Source organism: Variovorax sp. CCNWLW186, assembly GCF_037203865.1.
Lineage (GTDB): Bacteria > Pseudomonadota > Gammaproteobacteria > Burkholderiales > Burkholderiaceae_C > Variovorax.
Window position 1 is genome coordinate 55,439 of the sequence record NZ_JBBCBO010000003.1, and the last position, 18,794, is coordinate 74,232.

The 18,794-nt window shown below is 66.4% G+C and carries 18 protein-coding genes; 11 read left to right on the forward strand and 7 right to left on the reverse strand.

Going from position 1 to position 18,794, the window contains the following annotated elements; genetic code table 11:
- Nucleotides 1-12 precede the first annotated feature (12 nt).
- Complete coding sequence (glnE, locus tag V9K97_RS04480; RefSeq protein WP_337316554.1) at nt 13-2,811, forward strand: bifunctional [glutamate--ammonia ligase]-adenylyl-L-tyrosine phosphorylase/[glutamate--ammonia-ligase] adenylyltransferase; 2,799 nt, start codon at nt 13-15, stop codon at nt 2,809-2,811.
- Nucleotides 2,804-3,955, forward strand: a complete 1,152-nt coding sequence (locus tag V9K97_RS04485; RefSeq protein WP_337316556.1) for a septal ring lytic transglycosylase RlpA family protein — start codon at nt 2,804-2,806, stop codon at nt 3,953-3,955. Before glnE ends, V9K97_RS04485 begins: the two co-directional genes overlap by 8 nt.
- 11 nt (nt 3,956-3,966) lie before the next feature.
- Here the strand turns inward: V9K97_RS04485 and V9K97_RS04490 are convergent, their stop codons facing one another.
- The 3 genes from V9K97_RS04490 to V9K97_RS04500 all read right to left on the reverse strand — a co-directional run bounded on the left by V9K97_RS04490 (nt 3,967) and on the right by V9K97_RS04500 (nt 6,324).
- Nucleotides 3,967-4,428, reverse strand: coding sequence for a carboxymuconolactone decarboxylase family protein (locus V9K97_RS04490; RefSeq protein WP_337316558.1), 462 nt, complete (start codon nt 4,426-4,428; stop codon nt 3,967-3,969).
- Nucleotides 4,429-4,517: 89 nt separating this feature from the next.
- Entirely contained in the window at nt 4,518-5,399 is an 882-nt protein-coding gene (locus V9K97_RS04495; protein WP_337316560.1) for an RNA polymerase sigma-70 factor, read from the reverse strand.
- A 67-nt stretch (nt 5,400-5,466) separates the two neighbouring features.
- Nucleotides 5,467-6,324 (reverse strand): ferritin-like domain-containing protein, encoded by an 858-nt coding sequence (locus tag V9K97_RS04500; protein WP_258502981.1) that lies wholly within the window; start codon nt 6,322-6,324, stop codon nt 5,467-5,469.
- 128 nt (nt 6,325-6,452) lie between these two features.
- Between V9K97_RS04500 and V9K97_RS04505 the strand changes: the two genes are divergently transcribed.
- Nucleotides 6,453-7,082, forward strand: a complete 630-nt coding sequence (locus V9K97_RS04505; protein ID WP_443302599.1) for a glutathione peroxidase — start codon at nt 6,453-6,455, stop codon at nt 7,080-7,082.
- Between the two features lie 326 nt (nt 7,083-7,408).
- Here V9K97_RS04505 and V9K97_RS04510 read toward each other — a convergent pair whose 3' ends face one another.
- Nucleotides 7,409-8,020: a glutathione S-transferase N-terminal domain-containing protein gene (locus tag V9K97_RS04510; RefSeq protein WP_126749582.1), complete on the reverse strand. Its 612-nt coding sequence runs from the start codon at nt 8,018-8,020 to the stop codon at nt 7,409-7,411.
- Nucleotides 8,021-8,139: 119 nt separating this feature from the next.
- On the opposite strand from V9K97_RS04510, the gene purB reads away from it, so the two are divergent.
- From purB to V9K97_RS04530, 4 genes are all read left to right on the forward strand, one after another.
- Nucleotides 8,140-9,519, forward strand: a complete 1,380-nt coding sequence (gene purB / locus V9K97_RS04515) for an adenylosuccinate lyase (protein ID WP_258502983.1) — start codon at nt 8,140-8,142, stop codon at nt 9,517-9,519.
- A gap of 143 nt (nt 9,520-9,662) precedes the next feature.
- Entirely contained in the window at nt 9,663-10,811 is a 1,149-nt protein-coding gene (locus V9K97_RS04520; protein WP_337316563.1) for a PepSY-associated TM helix domain-containing protein, read from the forward strand.
- A gap of 80 nt (nt 10,812-10,891) precedes the next feature.
- A complete protein-coding gene (locus V9K97_RS04525) occupies nt 10,892-13,030 on the forward strand; it encodes a TonB-dependent receptor family protein (RefSeq protein WP_337316965.1) in 2,139 nt (712 codons plus the stop codon).
- Nucleotides 13,031-13,064: 34 nt separating this feature from the next.
- Entirely contained in the window at nt 13,065-13,625 is a 561-nt protein-coding gene (locus V9K97_RS04530) for a YaeQ family protein (RefSeq protein WP_337316565.1), read from the forward strand.
- 14 nt (nt 13,626-13,639) lie between these two features.
- Here the strand turns inward: V9K97_RS04530 and V9K97_RS04535 are convergent, their stop codons facing one another.
- Complete coding sequence (locus V9K97_RS04535) at nt 13,640-13,945, reverse strand: putative signal transducing protein (protein ID WP_337316567.1); 306 nt, start codon at nt 13,943-13,945, stop codon at nt 13,640-13,642.
- A gap of 13 nt (nt 13,946-13,958) precedes the next feature.
- On the reverse strand, nt 13,959-14,426 hold the full coding sequence (locus tag V9K97_RS04540; protein ID WP_157616416.1) for a DUF3717 domain-containing protein: 468 nt from the start codon (nt 14,424-14,426) through the stop codon (nt 13,959-13,961).
- A gap of 486 nt (nt 14,427-14,912) precedes the next feature.
- On the opposite strand from V9K97_RS04540, the gene V9K97_RS04545 reads away from it, so the two are divergent.
- The 3 genes from V9K97_RS04545 (at nt 14,913) to V9K97_RS04555 (ending at nt 16,653) form a co-directional block, all read left to right on the forward strand.
- Nucleotides 14,913-15,656 carry a TerC family protein gene (locus tag V9K97_RS04545; protein WP_258502989.1) on the forward strand — a complete coding sequence of 248 codons (744 nt, stop codon included), beginning with the start codon at nt 14,913-14,915 and terminating at the stop codon, nt 15,654-15,656.
- Between the two features lie 81 nt (nt 15,657-15,737).
- Complete coding sequence (locus tag V9K97_RS04550) at nt 15,738-16,202, forward strand: hypothetical protein (RefSeq protein WP_126749590.1); 465 nt, start codon at nt 15,738-15,740, stop codon at nt 16,200-16,202.
- A gap of 97 nt (nt 16,203-16,299) precedes the next feature.
- The gene (locus V9K97_RS04555) at nt 16,300-16,653 is read left to right on the forward strand and encodes a phage holin family protein (RefSeq protein WP_126749591.1); all 354 of its coding nucleotides are present in this window, start codon (nt 16,300-16,302) and stop codon (nt 16,651-16,653) included.
- A gap of 33 nt (nt 16,654-16,686) precedes the next feature.
- Here the strand turns inward: V9K97_RS04555 and V9K97_RS04560 are convergent, their stop codons facing one another.
- On the reverse strand, nt 16,687-18,252 hold the full coding sequence (locus V9K97_RS04560) for a M48 family metalloprotease (protein ID WP_337316569.1): 1,566 nt from the start codon (nt 18,250-18,252) through the stop codon (nt 16,687-16,689).
- Between the two features lie 53 nt (nt 18,253-18,305).
- Here V9K97_RS04560 and moaC point away from each other — a divergent pair, with 53 nt between their 5' ends.
- Nucleotides 18,306-18,788, forward strand: a complete 483-nt coding sequence (gene moaC, locus V9K97_RS04565) for a cyclic pyranopterin monophosphate synthase MoaC (RefSeq protein ID WP_337316571.1) — start codon at nt 18,306-18,308, stop codon at nt 18,786-18,788.
- Nucleotides 18,789-18,794: the final 6 nt, after the last annotated feature.

Below are 18,794 nucleotides of genomic sequence, written 5' to 3' on the forward strand. Positions count from 1 at the left end.
GTGTCGGGAATTATGACCGCCAGCCATCAGAGGGGTTCCACGGAAACCAATATCAGTGTGAACCAGTTGCCAACCACGCCCACGCCACCTATCGCGATCGAGCTCGCGTTTTCTTCCTATTCGCGCTTCGTGCAGCGCCTGCGCCGCAGGTATGCGGCCGAACTTGCATTGCTTCCTCCCGGCGCGCCGCTGCGCGAGTCGATATCCAAGGCCTACGAGGCTTTGCGCGGGCGCGGCGACAGCGTCGGCGATGCGCTGCGCATTGTGCGGCAGCTCGTGATGGAACGGCTTGTAACGCTCGATTGCGATGCCCAGGCACCGCTCGCCGTGGTAACCACCGCCGTGACCGAGCTCGCGGAGTTCGCGCTCGACATCGCGTGCCGCGACGCCTGCCAGGAGCTCGACGCGCTGCATGGCGCGCCGCTCGGTCCCGAAGGCCAGCGCGCGCAGCTCTGGGTGGTGGGCATGGGCAAGCTCGGCGCGCGCGAGCTCAACGTGTCGAGCGACATCGACCTGATCTACCTGTACGACCTGGACGGCGAAACCCGCGGCGATGCCGACGGCCGCGGCCGGTTGTCGAACCAGGAGTATTTTTCGCGCGCGGTGAAGCGCATCTACGCGCTGGTGGGCGACACCACCGAGCACGGCTTCGTGTTTCGCGTCGACCTGGCGCTGCGGCCCAATGGCAATTCGGGGCCGAGCGTGGTCTCGCTCGACGCGCTGGAAGAATATTTCCAGGTGCAGGGCCGCGAGTGGGAGCGCTTTGCCTGGATGAAGAGTCGGGTGGTGGCGCCGCGCGACATCGTGTCCGAAGGCCATGCGCAAGGCCTGCGCGCCACGGTGCTGCCCTTCGTGTTCCGCCGCTATCTGGACTACAGCGTGTTCGATTCGCTGCGTACGCTGCACCGGCAGATTCGCGAGCAGTCGGCACGCCGCAGCGCGGGCCGACCCGAGCGCGCGAACGACGTCAAGCTGTCGCGCGGGGGCATCCGCGAGATCGAATTCACCGTGCAACTGCTGCAGGTGGTGCGTGGCGGTCAGTTCCCCGAGCTGCGCACCCGGCCCACGCTCGACGCGCTGCAGCGCCTGGCGCGCGCCGGCCTGATGCCGCAGGAAACCGCCGATGCGCTGGCCTCGGCCTACGAGTTTTTGCGCCGCGTGGAGCACCGCATCCAGTACCTGGACGACCAGCAGACCCACATGCTGCCGGTGGGCGATGACGACCTGCGCTGGATTGCCCAGACCATGGGCTACGCCAACTGCTGCCCCTTTCTCGAGCAGCTCGATACGCACCGCGAACTGGTGGCGCAGGAGTTCGACAAGCTGCTCGGCGGCGAGAAGCCCTGCAACGGCAAGTGCAGCGGCAAGAAGGCCGCCGCGCCCGCCGACCTGGCCGATCTGCTCGACGACCTGCCGCCGGCGTTTGCGGATCGCATTCGCAACTGGTGCGAACAGCCCCGCGTGCTTGCCCTGCGCGAAGAGACCCGGGCCCGGCTGCGCCAGCTGGTGCAGCGCACCGGACAGTGGCTGAAAGAGCCCGACGGCGACGGCCCGGGGCAGACGCCGCGCCATGCGGACGCCGCATTGCGCTGGGCCGACTGGATCGAGCCGCTGCTTCGGCGCGAGAGCTACCTGGCGCTGCTGGTCGAGCGCCCCGCGGTGCAGGAGCGGCTGCTGCGGCTGCTGGGCGCCGCGAAGTGGCCGGCGCGCTACCTGATGCAGCACCCGGGCGTGATCGACGAACTCGCGAGCGACGAAATGCTCTCGGGCCGCTTCGTGGCGGCCGAGTTCGAACGCGAACTGGAAGCACGCCACGCCTCGCTCAGCCGCACCGGCGAAGCGGACGAAGAGCGTCTGCTGAACCTGCTGCGCCATGCCCACCACGCCGAGGTGTTCCGCACGCTGGCGCGCGACGTGGACGGCCGCATTACCGTGGAGCAGGTGGCCGACGACCTGAGCGCGCTGGCCGACACCACGCTGCGCGTGACCGCCCGCTGGTGCTGGCCGCATGTGCGCAACCGCCACCGCGAAGCGCCGCAGTTCGCCATCATCGGCTACGGCAAGCTGGGCGGCAAAGAGTTGGGCTACGGGAGCGACCTGGACATCGTTTTCGTCTACGACGATGACGACGAGCGCGCCGGCGAGGTGTATGCGGCCTATGTGCGCAAGCTGATCAACTGGCTCACGGTGAAGACGCGCGAGGGCGACCTGTTCGAGATCGACACCGCGCTTCGGCCGAACGGCAATTCGGGCCTGCTGACGACCAGCTTCGAAGCCTACGAAAAGTACCAGCTTGGCCGCGGCAGCAACACGGCATGGACCTGGGAGCACCAAGCCATGACCCGCGCGCGTTTTGTGCTGGGCAGCGCCGAACTGGGCGCGCGCTTCGACGACGTGCGCCAGGCCGTGATCGTGTCGCCGCGCAACCGCGAGGCGCTGAAGGCCGAGATCATTGCCATGCGCGACAAGGTGCGCGGCGCACGGCCGGTGAAGGCCGACCGCTTCGACGTGAAGCACAGTCCGGGCGGCATGGTGGACGCCGAGTTTGCGGTGCAGTTTCTGGTGCTCTCGGCCTCGGGCGAGCACCCGGAGCTGATTCCCAATGTCGGCAACATCGCGCTGCTGGTGCGCGCCGAAGAGGCCGGCCTGCTGCCCGCCGGTGTCGGCCGCAAGGCCGCGGCGGCGTACCGCGAACTGCGCCGTGTGCAGCATCGCGCACGCCTCAATGAAGAACCGACCCAGGTCACCCCGCCTGCATTGGCCGCCGAGCGCGATGCCATGCTGGCCTTGTGGAAGGCTGTATTTGGCTGAGCGAGCTGTTTCCTCCGCCACCACCGCGCTGGCTGGGTGCGCGGTGGCCGTCGCCGTTCTTCTTGCGGGCTGCGCGAGCGGCACCCGCAGCGGCGGCGGCGCGCTGAGCGGCCGCGACGGCCCGGGCACCAACATTCCGTCGGACCTCGACCGCGTGCCCGATGCCGAGCCCCGCATCGAAGCCATCCGCAGCAGCGGCGGCACCAGCAAGCCCTACACGGTGCTGGGCCGGGCGTACCAGCCGATCACCGACGACCGGCCGTTCCGCGAATCGGGCATCGCCTCGTGGTACGGCCGCAAGTTCCACAGCGCGTCGACCGCCAGCGGCGAGCCCTACGACATGTACGCCATGACGGCCGCGCACAAGACCCTGCCGCTGCCGAGCTACGTGCGGGTGCGCAACCCGGCCAACGGGCGCGAGGTGATCGTGCGGGTGAACGACCGCGGCCCCTTCGTCGACGGCCGGATCATCGACCTGAGCTACACGGCGGCGCTCAAGCTCGACCTGCTGCGCGGCGTGGCGCCGGTGGAGATCGAGCGCATCACGAACGAAGACATCCGCACGGGCGCCTGGCGGCGGGACTCGGGAATCGCGTATGCCGCGGCGCCTGCGGCATCACCGCCGCCCCGGCGTGCGGCGGCTGCATCGGTGGCCGTGCCTTCGGCCTGGGTGGCGCCGGTGGCGATGAATGCGCCGGAGGCCTCGACGATGCCGGTCGTGCCGCAAACGCCAATGGCGCCGATGACGCCGACAGAAGCCGTGGCGCAAGCCGCGCCGCCAATGCTCGAGGCCGATGCCGCGCCGCCGCCGCGCCAGCCGATGGTAGTCACTGACCTTGCGCCAATGGCCCCCCTGTCCGCACCGACGGCACCGGCCGCGCCGGCAGCCGCACCATCATCCGCCGCGTTCGCGGGCTTCTGGGTGCAGCTCGGCGCCTTCCGCGAGCGCGATGGTGCAGAAAGCCTGCGCAGCCAGGCGGCGCGCGGCCTGCCTTCACTGGCGCCGCAACTGCGCGTTTTCAGCGAGGCCGGCACGCATCGGCTGCAGGCCGGACCCTTTGCCTCGCGCAATGAAGCCGGCGAGGCTGTCACGCAGCTGCGCGACAGCCTGCGCATTGCGCCGATGGTCGTCGAGCGCCGCTGAAAAAGAGACGCTCAGTCCAGCGCCTTGGCAGCGACAGGCACGCGCATGCCGACGTTGATGCGGTTCCAGGTGTTGATCTGCGCGACAGCCACGGTGAGCTCGGCAATCTCGACATCGCTGAACTGCGCCTTCAAGGCTGCGAACTCGGCTTCGCGCTCGTCGTGATGATCGGCCAGCCGCGTGAGCGATTCGGCCCACGCCAACGCCGCGCGTTCACGCTCGTTGAAAAAGCTCACTTCGCGCCAGGTCGCCAGGCTGTTGATGCGCTGCCATCCTTCGCCCTGCTTGCGCAGGTCGCGCACGTGCATGTCGAGGCAGTAGGCGCAGCCATTGATCTGCGAGACGCGCGCGAACACCAGATCGAGCACCGTCTTGCCGACGGTGCTCGAGTCGATGCTGGCGCTGACGGCCAGGATGGCTTCGAAGGTCTTGGGGATGGTCTTGAACCAGTTCAGGCGCGGGGTCGTGTTCATGAGAATGCTCCAGTGGCTTGGGTTTGAAAGATCTGCTTCCTACCCACTGAAGACGGGCCATCACCCGGCCCTGTGACACGCCGCGCGGACTATTTCGAAGAAAAAAGCTGCGCGATACGCGCCAGCTTGTCGGGATTGCGCTGGGCGCGGATGCGCACGATGCGCTCGCCCTCGATCTCGAAGGTCTGCGCCGATTCGAGCTGGCCGTCGAGAAAGCGCAGCAGCCCCGGCTCGCCGTTGATGTCCACCAGTTCCATGCGCACCGCGGGCCCCATGCGGCGCCAGAGCGCAAAGTAAAGCTGTGCCAGCCGCTGGCTTCCGCGCAGACCCTTGCTGAAGGTCTGCACCTTGCCGCCGCCGTCGCCGATGAGCTCGACGTCTTCGGCCATCAACGCCTTCAGGTCCTGCAGGCTGCCGCGTGCCGCCGCATCGGCAAAGGCCTGAAGCAGGCGCTGGTGGGTTTCGCGCGAGACCTGGAAGCGTGGTCGCGCCTCCTGCACCTGCGCCTTGGCGCGGTGCACCAGCTGGCGGCAGGCGGCCTCGCTCTTGCCGAGGGTGCGGGCAACTTCTTCGTAGTCGGCGTCGAACACTTCGCGCAGCAGGAAGGCGGCGCGCGCCTCGGGCGCCAGGCGCTCCAGCACGGCAAGGAAAGCCACCGACACGTTGTCGGCGCGCTCGAGCAGCTGCTCCGGCGTGGCGGGGGCATCGGTGAGCGTGGGCTCGGGCATCCAGGCGCCGATGTAATGCTCGCGCTGGACCTTGGCGGCGCGCAGCCGGTCGATGGAAAGCCGTGTGACGACTGTGACCAGCCAGGCTTCGGCGCTGTCGAAACCGGTCTTGTCGGCCTCGTGCCAGCGCAGCCAGGCGTCTTGCACCACCTCTTCGGCCTCGGCGACGGTGCCGAGCATGCGGTAGGCAATGCCCTGAAGGCGGCGGCGGTGGCTGTCGAAGGTAAGGGTGGCGTCGTCCATGGTCACAAGACGGGCGAGCGGCCTGGTTTGTGACAGGCCATTTCGCGGGACGCGCCCCTTTATTCCTTCAAGCGCCCTGGTACTCGGCCTTCGGCCCGAGGTTGGCGGAGACTTCCTTGCGGTAGCGGTTGAGCTCCTGCACGGTCTTGAAGCTGCGGTTCATGAGCAGGCTCAGGTTGTGCAGGATGCGCTCGCCGACCTTGCCCTCCCAGACGGCATCGAACTTGATCTGCTTGTCCAGCCAGTGCTCGAGCCAATCCGGGTCGGGCATGCGGCTCTGGATGGTGTCGTTGGGGAACAGCGCCTTGTTGACGTGCAGGTTGGTGGGGTGCAGCGCCTGCGCGGTGCGGCGCGCGCTGGCCATCAGCACGCCAACCTTGGTGAAGGCGGCGCGGGCTTCGTCGCCGAACTTTTCCAGAGCGCGCTTCATGTAGCGCAGGTAGGCGCCGCCGTGGCGGGCTTCGTCCTGGCTCAGCGTGGTGTAGATGTGCTTGATGACCGGCTCGGTGTGCCACTGGGCCGCGCGGCGGTACCAGTGGTTGAGGCGGATCTCGCCGCAGAAGTGCAGCATGAGGGTCTCGAGCGGAGGCGCTGGGTCGAAGTCGAAGCGCACTTCGTGCAGCTCCTGCTCGGTGGGCGCATGCTGGGGGCTGAAGCGCTTGAGGTACTCCATGAGCACCAGCGAGTGCTTCTGCTCCTCGAAGAACCAGATCGACATGAAAGCGGAAAAATCGCTATCGTGGCGGTTGTCGCGCAAGAACATTTCGGTGGCCGGCAGCGCCGCCCACTCGGTAATGGCGTTCATCTTGATGGTTTGCGCCTGTTCTTCGGACAGCAGCGAAGCATCGAACGACTGCCAGGGAATGTCCTTGTCCATGTCCCAGCGGACAGATTCGAGTTGTCTGAAGAGTTCCGGATAAAGCATCAAAATCTTTCTAAGGCCGCCGATTTTAGTCGGCCTGCTTGGCGCGCTCGTGACAGACGCGCGATGATGCGGCCATGCGCCCCCTGACGGCACGGATACATACCCCCATTTTTGTACCAGGAGCCCCTATGCCAACCCCCACCCGATCGCCCGTGCCGATGCGCCTTGCACAGGCCGCCGCGCTTGCGGCTTGCCTGCTTGCCGCTGGTACGGCGGGTGCCCAGGCCCCCTCTGCCGGCCCATCTGCGGCTCCGGCCACCGCACCCGCCGACGCGGCCTGCCCGGCCACTCTGCAACACACCTTTCCGCGGCTGCAGGACGAAAAACCCCAGTCTTTGTGCCAGTACTCCGGCAAAGTGGTGCTGGTGGTCAACACCGCGAGCTTCTGCGGCTTTACTCCGCAATACAAGGGGTTGGAGGCGCTGGACAGCAAATATCGCTCGCGCGGTCTGGTGGTGCTGGGCTTTCCGTCGAACGATTTCTCCCAGGAGTCGGGCTCCAACAAGGAGATTGCCGATTTTTGTGAAAGCACCTTCGGCGTGAAGTTTCCGATGTTTGCGAAATCCTCGGTGCGCGGCCCCAACGCCAACCCGCTGTTCAAGCAGCTGGCGCTGGCCTCCGGCACCACGCCGAAGTGGAATTTCTACAAATACCTGATCGGGCGCGACGGCAAGGTGGTTCAGGCCTGGTCGAGCATGACCGCGCCCGACGAGGCCGCTTTCGTGAAGGTGGTGGAGAGCCAGCTCGCCGCCAATTGACCGAGAGCCCCGAGCTGCTCCTTCTCGCATCGGAGTCTTGTAGTACGCGTGAACTGATCGTCACAAACGTTTACCACTGAACCGGGAACCGCGCTGGCACACTGTCCTCATAAAAGACGTGGACAGCAAATGTCCTCCGGTTTTCATGTTGCGAGGTCTTCCAGGCGTTTCTCGTCTGGTCGAAATCCCGAGGTGATTCTTCTCCTCCTCCCTCCCTCCCTCCTTCGCGTCGGGGCGCCTCGCAGCATTTTTGTATTCCCCACGAAAGGGGGCGCCGCACACGGTGCCCCGGAATTGAAAAAGGCGCCCGGGGCGCCTTTTTCATTTCATGGTTGCGTGTCGATGAAGCTGGGCCGCAGCATCAGCTTGTCGTACAACTTTCCGAGGTTCGGGTGCTCGCCGCGCCAGTCGATCTCGGGAAAGCGAAACCCCACCCAGCCCAGCGCGCAGCCGACCGCGATGTCCGACAGGCTCAGGTGAATGCCGCTGCAAAAAGGCTTGTCGCCCAGGCCCTTGGCCATGGCGGCAATGCCGCCCTCGACCTTGGCGCGCTGGCGCTCGATCCAGGTGGCGCTGCGCTCGCCGTCGCCGCGGCCGCTCCAGGTGGCTTCCAGGCGCCAGAGCACGCCGGCGTCCATGACGCCATCGGCCAGCGCTTCCCAGGTCTTGACCTCGGCACGCTCGCGGCCCTGCTGCGGAATGAGCTTGCCCACGGGGGACAGCGTGTCCAGGTATTCGACGATCACGCGCGAGTCGAACATCGCCTCGCCGCCTTCCATGATGAGGCAAGGCACCTTCCCGAGCGGGTTCGAGTGGGCGATGGTGGTGTCGGCGGACCAGACATCTTCGATCACGAACTGGTAGTCGAGCCGTTTCTCGGCCAGCACCACGCGCACCTTGCGCACATAAGGGCTGGCGGCCGATCCGATCAGTTTCATGAAGGCTCTCTCCCTTTGCTTTGATAACGATTGTTCGTGGCTATTTTAGGGGAACGCTGAAAAAGGCAGCTTCGAACTGTCGCAAACGGGCCTCGGCGCGGGCCGCCTAAAATTCGGGCATGAGCTTCTCCACCGTTTCCGCCCTCTCCCCACTGGACGGCCGCTATGCGGCCAAACTCGCGGCATTGCGCCCGCTGATGAGCGAACAGGGCTACATGCACCGGCGCGTGCAGGTCGAGGTGGCGTGGTTCATTGCGCTGTCCGACTGCGGCTTCGCTGAATTCAAGCCACTCACGGGCGGCGCCCGCAAGTACCTGCTGGGCCTGGTCGCCCATTTCTCGGAGGCCGACGCACTGGCCATCAAGGAAATCGAAAAGACCACCAACCACGACGTGAAGGCGGTCGAGTACTGGATCAAGTCCAAGTTCGAAGCCCGGCCGGAGCTTCTGGCCGCCGCCGAGTTCGTGCACTTTGCCTGCACCAGCGAAGACATCAACAACACCAGCCATGCGCTGCAGATCCAGGCCGCCCGCGAAAAAGTGGTGCTGCCGGCCATCGACGGGCTGATTGCCAAGCTGCGCGAAATGGCGCACCAGTTTGCCGGCGTGTCGATGCTGTCGCGCACGCACGGCCAGACCGCGAGCCCCACCACCGTGGGCAAGGAAATCGCGAACGTGGCGGTGCGCCTGTCGAAGGCCCGCGCCCAGATTGCCGCGGTGCAGCTGCTCGGCAAGATGAACGGTGCCGTGGGCAACTACAACGCCCACCTTGCGGCCTGGCCAGACTTCGACTGGGAGGCGTTCAGCCGCAAGGTGATCGAAACGCCAGCGCCGCTGGGCCTGGGTCTGAGCTTCCAGCCGTACAGCATCCAGATCGAGCCGCACGACTACATGGCCGAACTGTTCGACGCCGTGGCGCGCGCCAACACCATCCTGATCGACTTCTCGCGCGACATCTGGGGCTATGTGAGCCTGGGCTACTTCAAGCAGCGGCTCAAGAAGGGAGAAATCGGCTCTTCGACGATGCCGCACAAGGTCAACCCGATCGACTTTGAAAACGCCGAGGGCAACCTGGGCCTGGCCAATGCGGTGCTGCGCCACCTGAGCGAGAAGCTGCCGATCAGCCGCTGGCAGCGCGACCTGACCGACAGCACGGTGCTGCGCAACATCGGCGTGGCCTTCGGCTACGCCACGCTGGCGTATGCGAGCCTGGCCACCGGGCTCGGCAAGCTGGAGCTCAACGAAGAAGCGCTGGCCGAAGACCTCGACGCCTCCTGGGAAGTGCTGGCCGAGCCCATCCAGACGGTGATGCGCCGCTACGGCGTGCAGGGCGCCTACGAGCAGCTGAAGGAAGTGACGCGCGGCAAGACGGTCACCGCCGAGGCGCTGCACGGCCTGATCCGCTCGCTCGAGATTCCGGAATCCGAAAAAGAGCGGCTCCTGGCCATGACGCCTGCGAGCTACGTGGGCAAGGCCGCGGAGCTCGCCAGTAGAATTTGAGGCTCTCCGCACCGATGCACCAGCCGCCCGAGGGCGGCTGTTCGCTTGGCGCTTTCGCCTTTTGCCGAAATTTCCAGCCAACGCGCCGTGACCGGCGCGCCAGCCAACAACCGTGACGGGACGCCTCGAAGTCCCCGTTGTTCATGCGCGCCCCCCTGAGACGCCTCTGGCTCAAGATTCACCGCTGGATCGGCCTTTCGCTCGGACCGGTACTCGCCCTCACGGCGCTGCTCGGCGCCGTGCTGGTGGTGGCCTTGCCGATCGATCGCTACGCGCATCCCGCCTTTTTCGTCGCGCGAAGCGCGGCCGATGCGGGAACAGCAACGGCCCGGGCCGCACTGCCGCTCGAGCCGCTGCGCCAGCGCATCCTGGCCGAGTTCGGCCCCACCACCAACTTCACGCTGCGGCCGCCGCGCAAGCCCGGCGAAACGCTCTGGGTGTACGTGCGCGGGCCGTGGGAAGGCACGCTTTACCTTGACCCGGCAACCGGGGCTGAGCAAGGCCGGCGCGGGTCTCACGAAGGCGCCTACAACCTGCTGTTCGAACTTCACAGCAGCCTGCTGCTGGAAGACACGGGCAAGGGCATCCTGGCCTTCGTGGCACTGGCCTACCTCTTCCTGCTGGTCACGGGCGTGGTGCTCTGGTGGCCCACGCGCTGGCCGCCTTCGCTGCGCATCGTGCTGAACCGCGGGCTGTTGCGCGGCTTGTTCGATTTGCATCGCACCGGCGGCGCGGTGCTCGGGCTGCTGATCGCGGTATCGGTCTTCACGGGCGCCTACATGGCCTGGCGTCCGCTCGGCAACTTCATTTCAGCCGCGGTCGGGCAGCAGCAGGTCAAGCCGCCCGTGGTGCCCAAGGGCCCCGCGTCAGGCCCCCGGCTTTCGCTCGACGAGCTCATCGCACGCGCCCAGCAGGTGTTTCCGGGCCAGCCGATCGGCTACGTGCAGGTGCCGGCCAAACCCGACCGGCCGCTGCGCGTGCGCTTCCGGCTGCCCGACGACCCGCATCCGAACGGCATCGGCTCGGCCTGGCTGCATCCGCTGACGGGCGAGGTGCTGGCGGTGCGCCGCTGGCAGGACCTGGACGTGGGCAACGGCGCGGTGGTGGTGATTTATCCGCTGCACACCGGCGAGTTGGGCGGGCTGGTGCACCAGGCCGCCACCGTGCTGCTCGGCTTTGCCCTTTGCGGCCTGGGCGTGAGCGGCGTCTGGCTCTGGTGGCGGCGCCGCGCCGTCGCCGCGGCGGCGGCCCGCGACCGGGCACTTTCCGGCAGCACCCGCACCACATCCTGAGCGCGATAGCCGCAGCTTCCGTTTTTATCGATATCCGAGGAGAAACCTTGTTCAAGCGAAAAAAATGCGCCGCGTTGGTGATGGCGCTGTTCCCCATCAGCTTCCAGAGCTTTGCAGCCGAGGCTGAGCCTGCCGATGCCGCATCGGGCGCGAAATCTCTGGAAGCCGTGACCGTTACCGGCGACTGGCTCGGCTCGCCCAGCGAGACCAAGGTGCTCGAGCATCCGGGCGCGCGCAGCATCATCGAGCGCAAGCAGATCCAGGAAAGCGGCTCGAGCAGCGTGCGCGACGTGCTGCGCCAGGTGCCCGGCGTGCAGGTGCAGGAGAGCAACGGCACGGGCGGCAGCGACATCTCGCTCAACGTGGGCGTGCGCGGGCTCACCTCGCGGCTGTCGCCCCGCTCGACCATCCTGCTGGACGGCGTGCCCCTGGCCTATGCGCCCTACGGCCAGCCGCAGCTGTCGCTGGCACCCCTGTCGCTCGGCAGCCTGGAAGCGGTCGACGTGGTGCGGGGAGCGGGTTCCGTGCGCTACGGTCCCCAGAACGTGGGCGGCATCATCAACTTCGTGACGCGGGCGATTCCCAAGCAGTTTGCGGGCGAAATCGGCGTGGGTGTCGAAAGCGCCAGCCATGGCGGCGGCGTCAAGACCACGCCCACGCTGTTCATGGGCGGCACCAACGAGAACGGCCTGGGGCTTGCGCTGCTGTACTCGGGCACGCACGGCGACGGTTTTCGCCAGAGCAACGACCACACCAGCATCAACGACCTGATGCTGAAGGGCGCGTATCGCATCTCGAAGACCGACGACATTGCCGTGTCGCTGCACCATTTCGAAGGCAAGGGCCGCATGCCCGGCGGCCTGACGACGGCGCAGTTCGCGGTCAATCCGTTCCAGTCGGACCGCCCTTTCGACGAATTTTCCGGGCGCCGCACCGACGGCTCGATCAAGTACACGCACAACGACGGCGTGAACAAGTTCGAGATGCTGACCTACTACACGGACTCGTACCGCAGCAGCTACCTCGAGCAGGAAGGCACCGGCGCCAACACCGGCAAGCGCCGGCTCACCACGGCTCCGCGCGACTACAAGACCTTTGCCATCGAGCCCCGCTACTCGCGCCTGATCGATTCGGGCAGCGTGGTGCAGGAAGTGAGCGTGGGCGTGCGCTACCTCAAGGAAGAAGCCTCAGAGGTGGCAACGCGCAGCAGCTACTACACGCCCACGCCCGGCTACAACGCCTACACGCGCGCCCAGCCGGCATACCAGACGAGCAAGGGCGGCACGACCGCGCATGCCTTCTACATCGACGACCGCATCGACTTCGGCAACTGGACGATCACGCCCGGCGTGCGCTACGAGTCGATACGCTCGCACAACGATGTCTTCACCGTGGCAAACAACCGCGTGACCGGCGCGATCTATCCGAAGATCGATTCGAACGAAGTGCTGCCGACGCTGTCGGTGCTCTACCGCATGAGCGAGCGCTGGTCGGTGTTTGCGAACGCCGGCGTGTCGTTCGGCCCGCAGCAGTACGCCCAGCTTGCGCAGTCCACCACCGGCTTGCATCCCGAGAAGGCGAAGACCTACGAAATCGGCACGCACTACAAGGGCGAGACCTGGAGCGGCGAGCTGACGCTGTTCAACATCAATTTCGACAAGGAACTGCAGCTGGCCCGCTCCATCACCGGCGACGTCGGGCAGTGGACCGACCTGGGCGCCACTCGGCACCGCGGCCTGGAGTCGGCGCTGCGCTACGACATGGGCAGCCTGAGCAATTCGCTCAAGGGCCTGTCGCTATCGGCCACCTACACGTACACGCAGGCCACCTCCAAGGCGGGCGCCTTTGCCGGCCGCGACCTGCCGTTCTACTCGCGCCAGGTGGCAACGCTCGGCGCGCGCTACGAGCGCGGGCCGTGGACCTTCAACGCCGACGTGTACGCGCAATCGAAGCAGCGTTCGCCGGGCTCGCCCGACGACGGTGCGCGGTACATCACGGTGGAAGATTCGACAGGCCGGCTCGGCAACATTCCAGGCTACGCCACCATGAACCTGCGCGCGGGCTACGACTTCGGCCCCTCGATGAGCAACCTGAAGCTGGCCGTGGGCGTCAAGAACCTGTTCGACCGCCGCTACTACAACCGCTCGGTCGACAACAACGGCGGCAAGTACGTGGGCCAGCCGCGCACGCTGTACCTGCAGGCCTCGGTGGCGTTCTGACGGCGCCCGTGGGGGCGCATACACTCGCGCACCCATGGCCCTCAAATCCACCATCTTCAAGGCCGCCCTCGCGGTGGCCGACATCGACCACGGCTACTACGCCGACCATGCGCTGACCCTGGCGCGCCACCCGAGCGAGACCGACGAGCGGATGATGATCCGGCTCGTCGCGCTCGCGCTCAATGCCTACAAGCTGCAGGACGTGTGCCAGGGCGACGGCACGCTGGCCTTCGGCGCGGGTCTGTCGAACGTGGACGAGCCCGATGTGTGGCTGCGCGATTTCACGGGCGAGACCAAGCTGTGGGTCGAGGTCGGCCAGCCCGAGGACAAGCCCATCATCAAGGCCTGCGGCAAGTCGGACGAAGTGATCGTCTACTGCTTCAACCATGCCGCCGAGATCTGGTGGCGCGGCATCGAGAACAAACTCACGCGGCCGCAGAACCTGTCTGTCTATCGCGTGCCGACGGAGGCCTCGCAAGCGTTGGCCGCGCTGGCGCAACGCAGCATGCAGCTGCAGGCGACCATCCAGGAAAACACGCTGGCGCTGGGCGACGGCACCCACAGCATCGACGTCGAACTGCTGCGCTGGAAGTAAGCATTCAACAGGCGCTAGGCCGCCGGCATCATTGCGCCGCAGTGCCAGCACTGCTCGAAGCCGCCTTCGATCCGCTCGCCGCAGGCGCACTGCCAGTTGCGCTGCGGCCGATGCTGCGCCGCATGCAGCACTTGCCGGGCGCGCTCGAACTGGGCTTCATCGTCGATCCAGATTTCGGGCAGGCACTGGTCGGGCGGCAGCTGGCCCATCACGGCGCCCAGGAATTCGCGCTGGACCGTCGCCTCGACGCCCTCCTCGCGCAAGGCATGCACCCACAAGGTCGCAATCGCAAGGTTGGGCGCTTGGGCGAGGCGGCGCATGCGGTGGCCTCTCTCAGGGCGTGTCGTCGGGGCCGAGGGGCTCGGCGGGATCTTCGTCCGGCCATTGCGGCGGCTCGGCTTCGCGCGCCCGCTCGGCGTATTTGTTGAAGCGCCAGGCCGTGTCTTCCATGGTGATGCGGCGCCACGTGACGCGCTTTTCGGCCGGCGACATGGCCGGCCAGTGCTGCACCTCGTCGAAGCTGCGGCCGCAGCCCTTGCATTGGTCGTCGCCCTGGCTCGTGGAGCAGATGGCAATGCACGGCGTGTCGGGCGTGCTGTGGTACCAGTCGAGCCAGGCGGCCCAGGCTTTTTCAGGGAAGCCCTGCTCGTCGACCTCGTCTTCATGGTGGAACACCATGAGCGCATAAACCTCCGCGAGCGCGCGCAATTCGGGCGCCAGCGTGATGCCGTCGGGCGAGGGACTCTTCTCGCGCCAATGGTTGATGGCGGCCTCGATGTCTGTGATGTGAATGGCGGCCATGGGAGAGAAAAAACAGCGAGCGGCGATCATAGTCCGGCAATGCCCCGCAGCCGCCGAAGGTTATGTACGCTACCAAAAATGGAGCACCGGCGCCCCTGTTCGCGCGCGTTTTGGCGCGTCATCCCCAACGCGCAGAAAACTTTTGGTTGCCAGGGCGGGGGGCTCGATGATCTAATCCCCCCACGAAGGGGAGTAGCTCCCGACTGCCGTCCACGACGGCGGAAAACGCCAGGTCGTCAATACGAAGCACAACACTTCCGGCCTGTCGGGCAACGCGTGCCTGCCGGTATGCGCTGTCGAGCAAGACCTTCGATTTGAACCTGTGCAGGTTTGATCGAAGCGTTCCTGAATTCCCGGTTCCACCACCGGTCTTCGTCATGCTTCGAACAGCCCGCACGGGATGAATCGAAACGAACGAATGCGCCAAACTGCCGCCATTCCTCTTAGGATGGATGGCCGAATGGCGCGCGAAGACAAGAGGAACCTATGGAACAGTTCATGGCCCCGGAATTCTGGGTCGCGGTCGGTCAGATCATCATGATCGACATTCTTCTCGGTGGCGACAACGCCGTCGTCATCGCCCTGGCTTGCCGCAAGCTTCCGCCTGCGCAACGCACCAAGGGCATTCTCTGGGGCACCGCCGGTGCCATCGTGCTGCGCGTGATATTGATCTTCTTCGCGCTCACGCTGCTGGCGATTCCGTTCCTCAAGCTGGTCGGCGCCGCGCTGCTGGTGTGGATCGGCGTCAAGCTGCTGGCCCCCGACCATGACGATGCGCACGGCAACATCCAGGGCAGCGACAAGCTGTGGGCCGCCGTCAAGACCGTGATCGTGGCCGACCTGGTCATGAGCGTGGACAACGTGATCGCCATTGCCGGCGCCGCTCAAGGTGCCGGCCAGGGCCACCAGATGCCGCTCGTGATCTTCGGCCTGCTCGTGAGCATTCCGATCATCGTCTGGGGCAGCCAGCTGGTCATCAAGCTGATGGACCGCTTCCCGATCATCATCACGATCGGCGGCATGCTGCTGGGCTGGATTGCGGGCACCATGGCGGTGTCCGATCCCGCGCTGTCGAACACCGCGGCCTGGACCTGGGTGCCGAAGGTGCCTCAGAGCGACACCGTCAGGTACGCCGCCGGTATTGCCGGCGCGCTGCTGGTGCTGGTCATCGGCAAGCTGGTGGCCATGCGCCGCCCGAAGCACGCCGAAGAAGCCGCGACCACGAGCTGATCGCCCGCAGCCGCCATCGGAGAAAATGCTCTTCCTCTATGGAACAGTCTCTGCCACTCTAACTACTTGAAGGAGCGCCTCATGGAAAAGATCATTCTCTATGTCGACGACGCTGGCTATGCCGCCGAGCAGTTCGCAGAACTCGCACCGGACGCCGGCAGCGTCGTGGCGCGCCATTGGGTACTGGTGGCCTGCGCTCCGCGCATGACGCACCGCATCAGCAAGTGGGTGAGCCACAGCGCGCGCGAAAACTGGCGCGCCAAGTGGTTCAGCAAGGTGCAGGCGCAGCTGCTGCCCATGCTGGAGCGCAATGGCGGGCAGGTGACGGCGGTGCTTGCCAAGGGCCCGCTGACCGAACTGACGCAGCAGCTCAAGCGCGAACATGCGGCCACGCACGTGGTCGATGCGCGCCGCCCCAAGATCGGTGTCGACCTGGAGCCGGTCACGCACGAGCAGACGCCGCCGCGCCAGTCGGGCTGGGCGTTTCCCGGTGCCGTGATGGGCATGGGCGCGCTGCTGGTGCTTGCGAACGAACTGGCCGAATAAGCCGCCGGTTCAACGCTGCGAAACGTCCCCTGACGAGCCCCGGTGCGGCAACGCCCGGGGCTCGTTGTTTTGGAGCCGCTGGGGTATCCTGCGGCGCATGCGAATCATCATCAAATGGCTGCTCAGCGCCGTCGCGCTGCTGGCTGTGGCCTATCTCTACAGCGGCGTCCAGGTCAACAGCTTCGGCTCCGCATTGATTGCCGCCGCGGTCATCGGCCTGCTCAACATGATCGTCCGGCCAGTGCTGGTGGTGCTGACGCTGCCGGTCACCATCGTCACGCTGGGGCTGTTTTTGTTCGTGATCAATGCGCTGCTGTTCTGGGCCGCATCGGGCCTGCTGGGCGGCTTTCAGGTCAGCGGCTTCGTCGCGGCGCTGATCGGCTCGCTGATCTATTCGCTGCTGGGGCTGGTCATCGAAGCCGCGCTGGGCGGGCTTCTTTCGAAGCGCTAAGCGAGAGCTCCCGCTCGCGTCACCCGACCCGGCTCAGCGCAGCGGCGGCTCTTCAGCCTGCCGTTTCACCATCGCTTCCACCGCCCGCGCACGGGTGTCGATGATCGACGCCTCGTAGTGGTCGATGGGCGCACCGGGCTTGCGCACCAGCTCCTGCGCAGCCTTGAAGCGGTCGCGTGCGGCCGGGTAGTCGAGGATGGCCACGTTCGCTTCCGCATCGGCCCGCACGGCGCGCAGGGTGTCGTTCTGCGCACCGTAAAGATTGGCCAGCGCCCGCCAAGCGGTGGCGTCGCGCGGATGCGTGGCCACCCAGTCGCGCAGCACGGGCACCATGGGCGCGGGCTGGCGGGTGGCCACGGCGGCCTCGGCCGCGAGCAGCATCTCTGGCCGCTCCCTGGATTTCACGTCGAGCAGGGTGACGGCCTTGGGAGCACCGCCGCCGGCGAGCTCGATTTCAGCGTTGAGCCATCGCGCCAGCTTGGCGGCGGATGCTTCTTCGGCGGTGCGCGCAGTCAATCGCTCGGCCAGTGCACGCGCCGATCTGAAATCGCGCAGCTCCTTGGCCGACAGCGCTGCCGCGTAGAGCGTGCCGGCCTGCTGGGCCGGGCTGCTCCTGGCGAACTCGCCGCTCGAGGCGGCGTCGACCCAAAGCCGCAGCACATCGACACCCGGCCGCGTGAGCACCCGCGCGCGCGCCGCAATCATCGCGTGGTCCATCACCAAAGGCATGGCCGGGGCCGTGTCCATGCGGAACTGGAAGCGCCCCTGCATGTCGGAGATGCGCTCCGACGTGAGCGGGTGGCTGCGCAGATAGGGGTACGAACCGTTGTCGTTGAGGCGCGCGGCGTACTGCAGCTTCTCGAACATGGTCGCCGCGCCCTGCGGTGCAAAGCCCGCCTGGGTCATCACGCCAAAACCGACACGGTCGGCCTCGCGCTCCATGTCGCGCGAGAAGCTCAGCTGATTCTGCATGAAGAGCGCCTGGCTGCCCATGATCACGGCCTGGCCCGCATCGGCGTTGCGGCTCTTGCTGGCCGCGATCATGCCGAGGATCAGCCCCGCCAGCATCAGCGGCATCTGCTTGCCCTGCCTGCTCATGATGCGCGAGATGTGGCGTTGCGTGACGTGCGAGAGCTCATGCCCGAGCACCGTTGCCAGCTCGTCGCGGCTGCCCACGGTGGCAATCAGGCCCATGTTCAGCCCTAGGTAGCCGCCCGGCAGCGCAAAGGCATTGATGTTGCGGTCGCGGCCCAGCAGAACGACCCAGGCAAAACGCTCATCGAGCTCGGGCGTGAGCTCGCCGCGCTCGCGCGCGGCGGTCATCAACCGCTGCCAGATTTCCTGCACATAGGCGCCGACCACCGGGTCGTCGATGTAGTCGGTGTCGCGATAAAGCTCGCGCGCAATCTGGTCGCCCAGCTGGCGCTCGGCGCTGGCCGTCATTTCGCCGCCGTCGCCCAGGCCCGGCAGCACCTGCAGCTGCGCGCGGGCAGGCACCGGCAGCACAACCTGGCACGCTATTAAAACGGTAGCGCACAACGACCGCAAAGCGGGTGCGGCAGAACTTTTTTTCTTGGCAAAAGGAGTCAAGCGCGGCATTCCTCGTCCATGGCTCGGGCTCGTATGATGCACCTCCACACCGAACGTTCAACATGAGCTCCCTCACACATTTCGATGCCCAAGGCCAAGCCCACATGGTCGACGTCGCGGCCAAGCCCGCCACCCACCGCGTAGCCGTGGCCACCGGCCGCATCGAGATGCAGCCCGCGACGCTGAAGCTGATCGAGTCGGGCACGGCAAAGAAGGGTGACGTGCTCGGCATCGCCCGCATCGCCGGCATCCAGGCCGCCAAGAAAACCAGCGACCTCATTCCGCTGTGCCACCCGCTGGCGCTCACACGCGTGGCGCTGGCGTTTGCGCTGGCCGAAAAAGGCAACGCGCCGCAGGTGGTGTGCACGGCAACGGTTGAAACCGTGGGGCCGACAGGCGTCGAAATGGAAGCGCTGACCGCCGTGCAGGTGGCGCTGCTCACGATCTACGACATGTGCAAGGCGGTGGACCGCGGCATGCGGATCACCGACGTGCATGTGCTGGAAAAGCACGGCGGAAAGTCGGGGAGCTACGTCGCTGGTTAGCCTGCC

What these genes read in the sequence shown, in the direction of transcription:
- V9K97_RS04545 (WP_258502989.1), top strand. Translation starts at nt 14,913, where the DNA reads ATGGAACAGTTCATGGCCCCGGAATTCTGGGTCGCGGTCGGTCAGATC.
- V9K97_RS04495 (WP_337316560.1), bottom strand. Translation starts at nt 5,399, where the DNA reads ATGGACGACGCCACCCTTACCTTCGACAGCCACCGCCGCCGCCTTCAG.
- V9K97_RS04550 (WP_126749590.1), top strand. Translation starts at nt 15,738, where the DNA reads ATGGAAAAGATCATTCTCTATGTCGACGACGCTGGCTATGCCGCCGAG.
- glnE (WP_337316554.1), top strand. Translation starts at nt 13, where the DNA reads ATGACCGCCAGCCATCAGAGGGGTTCCACGGAAACCAATATCAGTGTG.
- V9K97_RS04560 (WP_337316569.1), bottom strand. Translation starts at nt 18,252, where the DNA reads ATGCCGCGCTTGACTCCTTTTGCCAAGAAAAAAAGTTCTGCCGCACCC.
- V9K97_RS04555 (WP_126749591.1), top strand. Translation starts at nt 16,300, where the DNA reads ATGCGAATCATCATCAAATGGCTGCTCAGCGCCGTCGCGCTGCTGGCT.
- V9K97_RS04525 (WP_337316965.1), top strand. Translation starts at nt 10,892, where the DNA reads ATGGCGCTGTTCCCCATCAGCTTCCAGAGCTTTGCAGCCGAGGCTGAG.
- moaC (WP_337316571.1), top strand. Translation starts at nt 18,306, where the DNA reads ATGAGCTCCCTCACACATTTCGATGCCCAAGGCCAAGCCCACATGGTC.
- V9K97_RS04505 (WP_443302599.1), top strand. Translation starts at nt 6,453, where the DNA reads ATGCCAACCCCCACCCGATCGCCCGTGCCGATGCGCCTTGCACAGGCC.
- V9K97_RS04540 (WP_157616416.1), bottom strand. Translation starts at nt 14,426, where the DNA reads ATGGCCGCCATTCACATCACAGACATCGAGGCCGCCATCAACCATTGG.
- V9K97_RS04520 (WP_337316563.1), top strand. Translation starts at nt 9,663, where the DNA reads ATGCGCGCCCCCCTGAGACGCCTCTGGCTCAAGATTCACCGCTGGATC.
- purB (WP_258502983.1), top strand. Translation starts at nt 8,140, where the DNA reads ATGAGCTTCTCCACCGTTTCCGCCCTCTCCCCACTGGACGGCCGCTAT.
- V9K97_RS04490 (WP_337316558.1), bottom strand. Translation starts at nt 4,428, where the DNA reads ATGAACACGACCCCGCGCCTGAACTGGTTCAAGACCATCCCCAAGACC.
- V9K97_RS04530 (WP_337316565.1), top strand. Translation starts at nt 13,065, where the DNA reads ATGGCCCTCAAATCCACCATCTTCAAGGCCGCCCTCGCGGTGGCCGAC.
- V9K97_RS04500 (WP_258502981.1), bottom strand. Translation starts at nt 6,324, where the DNA reads ATGCTTTATCCGGAACTCTTCAGACAACTCGAATCTGTCCGCTGGGAC.
- V9K97_RS04510 (WP_126749582.1), bottom strand. Translation starts at nt 8,020, where the DNA reads ATGAAACTGATCGGATCGGCCGCCAGCCCTTATGTGCGCAAGGTGCGC.
- V9K97_RS04535 (WP_337316567.1), bottom strand. Translation starts at nt 13,945, where the DNA reads ATGCGCCGCCTCGCCCAAGCGCCCAACCTTGCGATTGCGACCTTGTGG.